At 34.7% G+C, this 13,753-nt stretch carries 2 protein-coding genes; both read left to right on the top strand.

The window, feature by feature from the left end; all coding sequences use genetic code 11:
- The first annotated feature begins 77 nt into the window (after nucleotides 1-77).
- Nucleotides 78-5,393 carry a collagen-binding domain-containing protein gene (locus tag BLT70_RS04255; RefSeq protein WP_091892001.1) on the top strand — a complete coding sequence of 1,772 codons (5,316 nt, stop codon included), beginning with the start codon at nucleotides 78-80 and terminating at the stop codon, nucleotides 5,391-5,393.
- Between the two features lie 632 nt (nucleotides 5,394-6,025).
- On the top strand, nucleotides 6,026-13,705 hold the full coding sequence (locus BLT70_RS04250; protein WP_172824386.1) for an SdrD B-like domain-containing protein: 7,680 nt from the start codon (nucleotides 6,026-6,028) through the stop codon (nucleotides 13,703-13,705).
- Nucleotides 13,706-13,753: the final 48 nt, after the last annotated feature.

Genomic DNA, 13,753 nt, shown 5'->3' with positions numbered 1-13,753 from the left:
AGAAAAACAACTATTACAGAAATGAGAATATTTTTGTAATAGATTGGGTATATAAATTAATCATTAAATTAATAACTATGATGCGTAAAATTACTTTTTTATTAACCGCGGTATTGCTGTTTGCAAATACAGTATTCTCACAAAGCCCAACATCTCCCGCTCAAGGTTTCAATGTTTTTGTTGAAAACAACGCTACTTTAAAAACAAATGAATCCGAAGGAGGAGTTGCTATAGGAGGTGATTTGACAATTAAAGGAAATTATAACGTGAACATTCATAATGTTGGAACTTTTTCAACCAATGGTACTTTAATAGGTCTTTTAGTTGGGGGGAAAATAGATTATAATTCTAGCAGTAGTGGAAATATTAGTGTTAATTCTAACCGTTATGTAAAGATAGGAGATGGTACAGGTTCTACAGTTTGGTACCAAGATCAAAACGGAGCTTATTCAAACATTAGAATTACTGATGGGAATAATTATAATTCTTCTTCAAAAATTCAACTTCAAACAAATGCACAAAACTTAGGTGTAAGTGCTACCAATAATCCTGTTATAGAAGGTAGTTTAATTGATTTTGCATCAGCATTTCAAACAATGAGAGCTTCTTCTACAGGTATTTCTCAGAATACAAATAATGCGCAATTAACAAATCCTAACGGACAAACTATTTCAAATACAAATCTTCCAAATCAAGTAAAAATTAATTTACAAAATGGAATCAATTATTTAAATATAACGGGTACAGATTTAAACAATGTTGATGTTTTTACTTATAACAACCAACCAAGTGCATCAAAAGTTTTAGTTATAAATGTTGATGCTGCTGGTACTTTTAATTGGGATGTTTGGAATCAAGCTGGTGTTGGATTTCAGAACGCACCTTATATATTTTATAATTTCTACAACACTACACAATTAAATATAAATGGAAATTCTACAGTTGAAGGAACAGTTTTTGCTCCTTTTGCTGATATTGATAAAAGTGTAAATCAATCTAATATTGAAGGACAAGTTATTGGAAAATCAATAATACATGCAGGTGGACAAATGCATTATGCTTTATTTGACACTACCTTAACAGCACCTGTAGTATGTTCTACTGCTGATAACACAACTTCAACGACTTCAATCACAGAAAACCAAACCAAAACTTTATCAGGAAATCCTACGGGAGGAACTTGGTCTATCGTTTCTGGTGGCGGAACAATCAACGGAAATATTTATACGCCTGCAAATATCAACACAAATACTGATGTTACAATTAAATATACAATTGCTGCGGATGGTTCTTGTGCTGCAACTTCTAGCGATGTTACTTTTACTGTTACTCCGGTTTGTTCAATAGTTGCTGATAACACAACTTCAACAGCAGACATTACTGAAGGAGAAACAAAAACTTTATCAGGAAATCCTACAGGAGGAACTTGGTCAATCGTTTCTGGTGGTGGAACTATTAACGGAAATGTTTATACACCTGCAAACATCAACTCAAATACTGATGTTACAATTAAATATACAATTGCTGCGGATGGTTCTTGTGCTGCAACTTCTAGCGATGTTACTTTTACTGTAACTCCGGTTTGTAATATAGTTGCCGATAACACAACTTCTACAGCAGACATTACAGAAGACCAAACTAAAACTTTATCAGGAAATCCTACAGGAGGAACTTGGTCTATCGTTTCTGGTGGTGGAACTTTAAATGGAAATATTTATACGCCTGCTAACATCAACTCAAATACTGATGTTACAATTAAATATACAATTGCTGCGGATGGGTCTTGTGCTGCAACTTCTAGCGATGTTACTTTTACTGTAACTCCTGTTTGTTCAATAGTTGCTGATAACACAACTTCAACGGCTTCAATAACTGAAGGTCAAACTAAAACTTTATCAGGAAATCCTACGGGAGGAACTTGGTCTATCGTTTCTGGTGGTGGAAGTTTAAACGGAAATGTTTACACACCTGCAAACATCAACTCAAATACTGATGTTACAATTAAATATACAATTGCTGCAGATGGATCTTGTGCTGCGACTTCTAGCGATGTTACTTTTACTGTTACTCCTGTTTGTTCAATAGTTGCTGATAACACAACTTCAACAGCAGACATTACAGAAGGAGAAACAAAAACCTTATCAGGAAATCCTACGGGAGGAACTTGGTCTATCGTTTCTGGTGGTGGAACAATCAACGGAAATATTTATACGCCTGCAAACATCAACTCAAATACTGATGTTACAATTAAATATACAATTGCTGCAGATGGGTCTTGTGCTGCGACTTCTAGCGATGTTACTTTTACTGTTACTCCTGTTTGTTCAATAGTTGCTGATAATACTACTTCAACTGCTTCAATCACAGAAGACCAAACCAAAACTTTATCAGGAAATCCTACGGGAGGAACTTGGTCTATCGTTTCTGGTGGTGGAACTTTAAATGGAAATGTTTATACACCTGCAAACATCAACTCAAATACTGATGTTACAATTAAATATACAATTGCTGCGGATGGGTCTTGTGCTGCTACTTCTAGCGATGTTACTTTTACTGTTACTCCTGTTTGTTCAATAGTTGCTGATAATACAACATCAACTACTTCAATCACAGAAAACGAGACGAAAACTTTATCAGGAAATCCTACAGGAGGAACTTGGTCTATCGTTTCTGGTGGAGGTTCAATTAATGGAAATATTTATACGCCTGCTAACATCAACTCAAATACTGATGTAACAATTAAATATACAATTGCTGCGGATGGGTCTTGTGCTGCTACAACTTCGGATGTAACTTTTACAGTAACTCCAGTTTGTTCAATAGTTGCTGATAACACAACTTCAACGACTTCAATCACAGAAAACCAAACCAAAACTTTATCAGGAAATCCTACGGGAGGAACTTGGTCTATCGTTTCTGGTGGTGGATCAATCAATGGAAATGTTTATACTCCTGCAAACATCAACTCAAATACTGATGTTACAATTAAATACACAATTGCTGCAGATGGATCTTGTGCTGCAACTTCTAGCGATGTTACTTTTACTGTAACTCCTGTTTGTTCAATAGTTGCTGATAATACAACTTCAACAGCAGACATTACTGAAGGAGAAACAAAAACCTTATCAGGAAATCCTACAGGAGGAACTTGGTCAATAGTTTCTGGTGGCGGAACAATCAATGGAAATGTTTATACACCTGCAAACATCAATTCAAATACTGATGTTACAATTAAATATACAATTGTTGCGGATGGGTCTTGTGCTGCAACTTCTAGCGATGTTACTTTTACTGTTACTCCTACAATTCTTGTAGGTAGTATTGGAGACCAAGTTTGGTATGATACTGATGGAGATGGAATTAAAGATGCTAGTGAAAATGGTTTAGAAGGTGCAACGGTAACTTTAGATCCGGGAACTCCTGGTAATCCTACAGATGATATTACAACAATTACTGATGCAAACGGAAATTATTTATTTAATAATTTACCAGCAGGAAATTATACAGTAACTGTTGATATAAGTACTGTTACTTCAGCCTTACCATCAGGAAAAACAATTGCAGATTTAATTCCAACTTTTGATGCAGATGGTGTTGGAACTCCTAATACAAGTTCTTTAACTTTAGCTTCAGGTGAAAATAATTTAGATCAAGATTTTGCTTATGTAGCTCCATCTGGTGGAACTTCTGGTGGAAATAGTGGTGGTGTTGAATCTGAATCTTTAGGAGATGCAATTTCTAAAATTTATGTTGGTAGAAAGAAAAATTCTATGCCAACTGAATTTGTGAAATCAAATGAGAATTTGTACAACAAAACGAAGATGAAAGCTGCGCAACCTTATCAAGGTAAAGGTCAAACAATGTTAGACATGTTCCCAACTGAATTAACAGCTGGTAATATTGCAAACGTTACCTCTCCTACTGATATTTTAGATTACACAGTTGCTGATGAAGTATTATCTGTTGACTTCTCTTTAAACGGAGAAACGAAAGGTGTGGTATTAGGAATTAAAACTTCTGATAAAATTTACAATCACACAAAAGCGTCTTGTGATAGACTTCGTGGTGCAGAAATTTTAAACATTCAAAAAGTACAATTAGAAGGTTATAATTTCTTAATGCAAGGAATCAAGCAAAGAAATGGAGTTGTTGAATATGCAATTTCTTTCGCTGTTGCTAAAAATAATAACGATACCAATTACACAATTCAAACAAACTGGTATGTAAACAACTATACCAAGTTTAATGATGTGTATAACTTTCAAGTATGGTCTACAAAGCCTGCTGATACTCAAAAAATGGTAACGGATATTTTAGAAAATTTACAATCTTTTATTCCGATGAATCAAACAGAAATTCAGAAAGTTCCTGAAACATATGCTTCTAAAATTTATAGAGACAAAGGAGAATTAGTAGTAAACTTAAGAAGTACTGAAGTTGGTAATACTGCAGATATTTCTATGGTAGAATTATATTCTGAAACTGCAAATAACATCAAACACAGATACAATACGTTAGATACTGAAATTCAGCAAGCTTTAAGATTAGATATTGCTGATGGGTATGAATATGAAGGTCTTATTGAAGTAGAGAATGAAGTAGAAGATGCGTTTTATCATGCTGATGGAAACTGGGGATTAGATTACGACAAGAACTATACAGAAATCTTAAATTACTTTGTTTGGAACAATTTTGATAGAACATACGAAGATGATGAGTATTCAATCAATAGAAATGTAGAAGTCAAAGCAACCAGTGAGTATGATTACTTAACAGTGTACAAATCATTATTACCAGGTACTATATCTGCAGATTATTCAGAGTACAAATACTTATCTTTTACTGCTAAAGGTTCTGGGTTAATGGAATTAGGTTTAATTAAATCTTCTGTTGAAAACTGGAAAGAGCAATACAGAATCATGGTAGATTTATCAGAAGAAGAGCAAACCTATTATATTCCTTTCGAATACTTTTCTTCTACAGGTACAACTGCTAAAATAACTGCGGATGATTTAACAACCATCACGTTTACGTTCTTACCTGTTGAAGCAAATACAAAAGAATTAGATTTATTTATTTCGGATGTGAAGTTTACTAAAACTGCGGTTGAAGAACAAACGATTGCTAAAACTGAAACCTTTGAAAACAACTTTATGGCATATCCAAATCCTTCTAAAGGAAATGTAAATGTGCTTTTATTTAGTGAGGTAGACACGCAAGCAACTGTAACTTTATTCGATGTTACTGGTAAAGAAATCTTTGTTAGTGATGTTCAATTAACTACTGGTAAAAATGAAATCGACTTTAATCTAAAAGTGAAACCAGGTGTTTTATTCTTAAAAGTGAATAGTAAACAAACTGATTACGGAACTTCTAAAATTATTTTTAGATAGTAACAATCTTAAATTATAGATAAAAAAAGAGGAACCAGAAATGGTTCCTCTTTTTTTATGTAGAAATGAAAATATAAAAATAGATTATTCTTCATTTTTATCAATTGTAATTTGACCTATTAATAATGTACCAAAAAAAAATTAACATAAATTATAGTTAATAAGTAAAAAACAGTTATTTTCGCATAAATTTTGAAACTACCTTTTTAAAATGTAGTTTAATTACAATTCGCAATACAATCCCCAAATTTATTAAATATTAAATTTAATTCAATAATTGAGTTAGAATTTTGTTGGTCAATAAATTAAGTTTTTTAAAAAAAACTAAACCTTATTTATCGTTCATCGAAAGAAACTCATCTGTTATCGAATCATATTAGAAAAAAAATAATTAATTATTTAATTTTAACATAAAATTATAAATTGGAGATTGAAAATGACAAAATAACAACGTTGAAAACAACAGTAACTCCCCTAATAATTTAATTTTCAACGTGTTAATTTTACCAACTTTTCTTTCACCTTTGCATGTCAAATACCCTTATTAAATCATGAGTTACGCTAACAAAACTACCTTATTTTTAGTGATATTTTTTATATCACTAGTTCCACTTAGTTATGGAAACATTTTCTTGGATAACTTTGAAAATGAAAATGCACTTTCTACTGAGAAAATTACATCTTCAACTAACTTTTACGACAGTTATCAATCTAACTGGAAAAACTTAGAAAAGCAAAAATCTGGTTATTTGTGGAACAACACAAAACCTACAACCAAAGTATCCTTTGCCTCTGTTAAATCAACTATATTGGATGATAAACAAAGTTATATTACTGCAAATGGATATAGCAGTGCTAAGTCAAAAGAAAAAATTTCTTATAAAAGTAATCAAAGTAAATCTTCTACAACTAGTGCAGATGTATGTTACCCTGAAACATCACTAACAATAACTGAAGATAGTGGTTGGGGTATTTCTAGATCTACTTTAAATAATAGTGGTGTTCCATCATTCTGTATGGATATAACTAAAGATGCACCAAATACAGGTAACGTATATAATACAACATTAACACCAGATCCAGATATAAGTTTTAATAATTCAAATTATACACATGCAGAAATAAGGGAACTAGTACAACGTACAGTTTCAATATTAACACATCCAAATTATGCTCCTAACACTTTGCCCTCAAACGAAATGTCTAATTTTTACAAATCCATTCAGGCAACAATTTGGAAATGGACAAATAATACAAATGTAAGCACTAGCTATTCATGGACTGCAAGTAATGGAAGTACTTACAATGCTAATAATATAAAAACTTGGGTTCTTAACGGAACTTTAAGTCCTGCAAATGTATTTTGGTTAGTTCCTACTAATTCTCATAAACAACCAGAAGTTTTATTAAATCAAACTTCTAAACCAGCGCCAGTAATAACGAATGTAACAATTTGTTCTGATGAAACATATCAGTGGTCAGTAAATGGTGTTACTTACAATGGATCAGCAGGAAATACAACTATAACAGTAGAGGGAGACTCATCAGTAGACGGAAATGGTGCAGCAACCTGTGCAGCGGATCAAACTTTAAATATTACAGTTTCTCCTGAACCAACTCCTATCGTAACAGATATAACCATTTGTTCAGATGAAGACTATGTTTGGGCATTTAATAGTGTAACGTATAACGGATCGGCAGGAACGCAAACTGTTTTTGTAGAAGGCGCGAATTGTGCTGCGGATCAAACTTTAAATATTACAGTAAATCCTGAGCCAACTCCAGTTGTAACAGATGTGACTATTTGTTCGGATGAAGAGTATGTTTGGGCATTTAACAGTGTAACGTATAACGGATCGGCTGGAACGCAAACCGTTTTTGTAGAAGGCGCGAATTGTGTAGCGGATCAAACTTTAAATATTACGGTTACTCCTGAACCAACTCCAATCGTAACAGATGTGACTATTTGTTCTGATGAAGATTATACGTGGGCTTTCAATAGTGAAACGTATAACGGATCTGCAGGAACGCAAACTGTGTTTGTGGAAGGCGTGAATTGTGCAGCAGATCAAACTTTAAATATTACGGTTACTCCTGAACCAACTCCAATCGTAACAGATGTGACTATTTGTTCTGATGAAGACTATACATGGGCTTTTAATAGTGTAACTTATAACGGATCTGCAGGAACGCAAACTGTGTTTGTGGAAGGCGCAAATTGTGCAGCGGATCAAACTTTAAATATTACAGTTTCTCCTGAACCAACTCCAATCGTAACAGATGTGACTATTTGTTCTGATGAAGATTATACGTGGGCTTTCAATAGTGTAACGTATAACGGATCGGCTGGAACGCAAACCGTTTTTGTGGAAGGCGCGAATTGTGCAGCGGATCAAACTTTAAATATTACGGTTACTCCTGAACCAACTCCTATCGTAACAGATGTGACTATTTGTTCGGATGAAGACTATACATGGGCTTTTAATAGTGTAACTTATAACGGATCGGCTGGAACGCAAACTGTGTTTGTGGAAGGCGCAAATTGTGCAGCGGATCAAACTTTAAATATTACAGTTTCTCCTGAACCAACTCCTATCGTAACAGATGTCACCATTTGTTCTGATGAAGATTATACGTGGGCATTTAATAGTGTAACGTATAACGGATCGGCAGGAACGCAAACTGTGTTTGTGGAAGGAGTAAATTGTGCAGCGGATCAAACTTTAAATATTACGGTTACTCCTGAACCAACTCCAATCGTAACAGATGTGACTATTTGTTCGGATGAAGAGTATGTTTGGGCATTTAATAGTGTAACGTATAACGGATCTGCAGGAACACAAACTGTGTTTGTGGAAGGCGTGAATTGTGCAGCGGATCAAACTTTAAATATTACAGTTTCTCCTGAACCAACTCCTGTTGTAACAGATGTGACTATTTGTTCTGATGAAGACTATGTTTGGGCATTTAACAGTGTAACGTATAACGGATCTGCAGGAACACAAACTGTGTTTGTGGAAGGCGTGAATTGTGCAGCGGATCAAACTTTAAATATTACAGTTTCTCCTGAACCAACTCCTATCGTAACAGATGTGACTATTTGTTCGGATGAAGACTATACATGGGCTTTTAACAGCATCACTTATAACGGATCTGCAGGAACACAAACTGTCTTTGTGGAAGGCGTGAATTGTGCAGCAGATCAAACTTTAAATATTACTGTTTCTCCTGAACCAACTCCAATCGTAACAGATGTAACAATTTGTTCGGATGAAGAGTATACATGGGCTTTTAATAGCATTACTTATAACGGATCTGCAGGAACACAAACTGTCTTTGTGGAAGGCGTGAATTGTGCAGCAGATCAAACTTTAAATATTACTGTTTCTCCTGAACCAACTCCAATCGTAACAGATGTGACTATTTGTTCTGATGAAGATTATACGTGGGCTTTCAATAGTGTAACGTATAACGGATCTGCAGGAACACAAACTGTATTTGTGGAAGGCGTGAATTGTGCAGCGGATCAAATTTTAAATATTACAGTAAATCCTGAGCCAACTCCAATTGTTACAGATGTGACCATTTGTTCGGATGAAGACTATGTTTGGGCATTTAACAGTGTTACGTATAACGGATCGGCAGGAACGCAAACTGTCTTTGTGGAAGGTGTAAATTGTGCAGCGGATCAAACTTTAAATATTACAGTTTCTCCTGAACCAACTCCTATCGTAACAGATGTAACCATTTGTTCGGATGAAGACTATGTTTGGGCATTTAATAGTGTAACGTATAACGGATCTGCAGGAACGCAAACTGTCTTTGTGGAAGGCGTGAATTGTGCAGCGGATCAAATTTTAAATATTACAGTAAATCCTGAGCCAACTCCAATTGTTACAGATGTGACAATTTGTTCGGATGAAGACTATGTTTGGGCATTTAACAGTGTTACGTATAACGGATCGGCAGGAACGCAAACTGTGTTTGTGGAAGGCGCGAATTGTGCAGCGGATCAAACTTTAAATATTACAGTTTCTCCTGAACCAACTCCTATCGTAACAGATGTAACCATTTGTTCGGATGAAGACTATGTTTGGGCATTTAATAGTGTAACGTATAACGGATCTGCAGGAACGCAAACTGTGTTTGTGGAAGGCGCGAATTGTGCAGCGGATCAAACTTTAAATATTACGGTTACTCCTGAACCAACTCCAATCGTAACAGATGTGACTATTTGTTCGGATGAAGACTATACGTGGGCTTTCAATAGTGTAACGTATAACGGATCTGCAGGAACGCAAACTGTGTTTGTAGAAGGCGTGAATTGTGCAGCAGATCAAACTTTAAATATTACTGTTTCTCCTGAACCAACTCCAATCGTAACAGATGTAACAATTTGTTCAGATGAAGACTATGTTTGGGCATTTAATAGTGTAACCTATAACGGATCGGCAGGAACGCAAACTGTTTTTGTAGAAGGAGTAAATTGTGCAGCGGATCAAACTTTAAATATTACGGTTACTCCTGAACCAACTCCAATCGTAACAGATGTGACTATTTGTTCTGATGAAGATTATACGTGGGCTTTCAATAGTGTAACGTATAACGGATCGGCAGGAACGCAAACTGTGTTTGTGGAAGGCGCGAATTGTGCAGCGGATCAAACTTTAAATATTACAGTTTCTCCTGAACCAACTCCTATCGTAACAGATGTAACCATTTGTTCGGATGAAGACTATGTTTGGGCATTTAATAGTGTAACGTATAACGGATCTGCAGGAACGCAAACTGTGTTTGTGGAAGGCGCGAATTGTGCAGCGGATCAAACTTTAAATATTACGGTTACTCCTGAACCAACTCCAATCGTAACAGATGTGACTATTTGTTCGGATGAAGACTATACGTGGGCTTTCAATAGTGTAACGTATAACGGATCTGCAGGAACGCAAACTGTGTTTGTAGAAGGCGTGAATTGTGCAGCAGATCAAACTTTAAATATTACTGTTTCTCCTGAACCAACTCCAATCGTAACAGATGTAACAATTTGTTCAGATGAAGACTATGTTTGGGCATTTAATAGTGTAACCTATAACGGATCTGCAGGAACGCAAACTGTTTTTGTAGAAGGAGTAAATTGTGCAGCGGATCAAACTTTAAATATTACGGTTACTCCTGAACCAACTCCAATCGTAACAGATGTGACTATTTGTTCTGATGAAGATTATACGTGGGCTTTCAATAGTGTAACGTATAACGGATCGGCAGGAACGCAAACTGTGTTTGTTGAAGGCGCGAATTGTGCAGCGGATCAAACTTTAAATATTACAGTTTCTCCTGAACCAACTCCTATCGTAACAGATGTGACTATTTGTTCTGATGAAGACTATGTTTGGGCATTTAACAGTGTAACCTATAACGGATCTGCAGGAACGCAAACTGTTTTTGTAGAAGGAGTAAATTGTGCAGCGGATCAAACTTTAAATATTACGGTTACTCCTGAACCAACTCCAATCGTAACAGATGTGACTATTTGTTCTGATGAAGATTATACGTGGGCTTTCAATAGTGTAACGTATAACGGATCGGCAGGAACGCAAACTGTTTTTGTTGAAGGCGCGAATTGTGCAGCGGATCAAACTTTAAATATTACAGTTTCTCCTGAACCAACTCCTATCGTAACAGATGTGACTATTTGTTCTGATGAAGACTATGTTTGGGCATTTAACAGTGTAACGTATAACGGATCGGCTGGAACGCAAACCGTTTTTGTAGAAGGCGCGAATTGTGCAGCAGATCAAATTTTAAATATTACTGTTTCTCCTGAACCAACTCCAATTGATACAGATGTGACAATTAATTCAAATGAAACGTATTTGTGGCCAGTAAACGGAATCACTTATGACGGTGCTGATGGAGATCAATCAGTATTAATAGAAGGTATAAATTGTGCAGCGGATCAAATACTTACTTTAACAGTTGTATGTATTACTGCGGATAACACAACAACTACTACTTCTATAACAGAAGATGAAACTAAAACTTTAACTAGTTCTCCTAATGGAGGAACTTGGGCAATCGTTTCTGGTGATGGAACAATCAATGGAAATATTTATACTCCAGATGACATCAATGTAAATACTGATGTAACAATTAGATATACAATTGCTGGTACGAGTGGTTGTTCTGCAACAACAGATGATGTTACTTTTACTGTAACACCTTCACTTCTTTTAGGTAGTATTGGAGACCAAGTTTGGTATGATACAGATGGTGATGGAATTAGAGATCCAGGTGAATATAGATTAGAAGGCGCAACGGTAACTTTAGATCCAGGTACACCAGGAAATCCTAGTGATGATTTAACAACTACCACAGATGTAAACGGGAACTATTTATTTACCAATTTACCAGCAGGAAATTATACAGTAACTGTTGATATAAGTACTGTAACTGGTGGATTACCTCCAGGTAAAGCATTAGCAGATTTAATTCCAACATTTGATGCAGATGGTGTTGGTACACCAAATACAAGTTCTTTAACTTTAGCATCAGGAGAAAATAATTTAGATCAAGATTTTGCTTATGTAGCTCCATCTGGTGGAACTTCTGGTGGAAATAGCGGTGGTGTTGAATCTGAATCTTTAGGTGATGCAATTTCTAAAATTTATGTTGGTAGAAAGAAAAACTCTATGCCAACTGAATTTGTGAAGTCAAATGAGAATTTATACAACAAATCTAAGATGAAATCAGCGCAACCTTACCAAGGTAAAGGTCAAACAATGTTAGATATGTTCCCAACTGAATTAATAGCTGGAAATGTAGCAAACGTTACCTCTCCTACTGACATTTTAGATTACACAGTTGCTGATGAAATATTATCTGTTGACTTCTCTATAAACGGAGAAACGAAAGGTGTTGTATTAGGAATTAAAACTTCTGATAAAATTTACAATCACACAAAAGCGTCTTGTGATAGACTTCGTGGTGCAGAAATTTTAAACATTCAAAAAGTGCAATTAGAAGGTTATAATTTCTTAATGCAAGGTATCAAACAAAGAAATGATATTGTTGAATATGCTATTTCTTTCGCTGTTGCTAAAAATAATAACGATACCAATTACACAATTCAAACGAACTGGTATGTAAACAACTATACCAAGTTTAATGATGTGTATAACTTTCAAGTATGGTCTACAAAGCCTGCTGATACTCAAAAAATGGTTAAGGATATTTTAGAAAATTTACAATCTTTTATTCCGATGAATCAAACAGAAGTTCAGAAAGTTCCTGAAACCTATGCTTCTAAAATTTATAGAGACAAAGGAGAATTAATAGTAAACTTAAGAAGTACTGAAGTTGGTAATACTGCAGATATTTCTATGGTAGAATTATATTCTGAAACTGCAAATAACATCAAACACAGATACAATACGTTAGATACTGAAATTCAGCAAGCTTTAAGATTAGATATTGCTGATGGGTATGAATATGAAGGTCTTATTGAAGTAGAGAATGAAGTAGAAGATGCGTTTTATCATGCTGATGGAAACTGGGGATTAGATTACGACAAGAACTATACAGAAATCTTAAATTACTTTGTTTGGAACAATTTTGATAGAACATACGAAGATGATGAGTATTCAATCAATAGAAATGTAGAAGTCAAAGCAACCAGTGAGTATGATTACTTAACAGTGTACAAATCATTATTACCAGGTACTATATCTGCAGATTATTCAGAGTACAAATACTTATCTTTTACAGCTAAAGGTTCTGGGTTAATGGAATTAGGTTTAATTAAATCTTCTGTTGAAAACTGGAAAGAGCAATACAGAATCATGGTAGATTTATCAGAAGAAGAGCAAACCTATTATGTTCCTTTTGAATACTTTTCTTCTACAGGTACAACTGCTAAAATAACTGCGGATGATTTAACAACCATCACGTTTACGTTCTTACCTGTTGAAGCAAATACAAAAGAATTAGATTTATTTATTTCGGATGTGAAGTTTACTAAAACTGCCGTTGAAGAACAAACGATTGCTAAAATTGAAACTTTTGAAAACAACTTTATGGCATATCCAAATCCTTCTAAAGGAAATGTAAATGTGCTTTTATTTAGTGAGGTAGACACGCAAGCAACTGTAACTTTATTCGATGTTACTGGTAAAGAAATCTTTGTTAGCGATGTTCAATTAACTACTGGTAAAAATGAAATCGACTTTAATCTAAAAGTGAAACCAGGTGTTTTATTCTTAAAAGTGAATAGTAAACAAACTGATTACGGAACTTCTAAAATTATTTTTAGATAGTAAAAATCTTAAATTATAGATAAAAAAAGAGGAACCAGAAATGGTTCC

The organism is Polaribacter sp. KT25b, from assembly GCF_900105145.1.
Taxonomy (GTDB): domain Bacteria; phylum Bacteroidota; class Bacteroidia; order Flavobacteriales; family Flavobacteriaceae; genus Polaribacter.
This window is presented reverse-complemented; position numbering and strand designations above follow the sequence as displayed.

Bases quoted from the DNA above. Each gene is read 5' to 3' on its own strand.
- BLT70_RS04255 (WP_091892001.1), top strand. From the start codon at position 78: ATGATGCGTAAAATTACTTTTTTATTAACCGCGGTATTGCTGTTTGCA.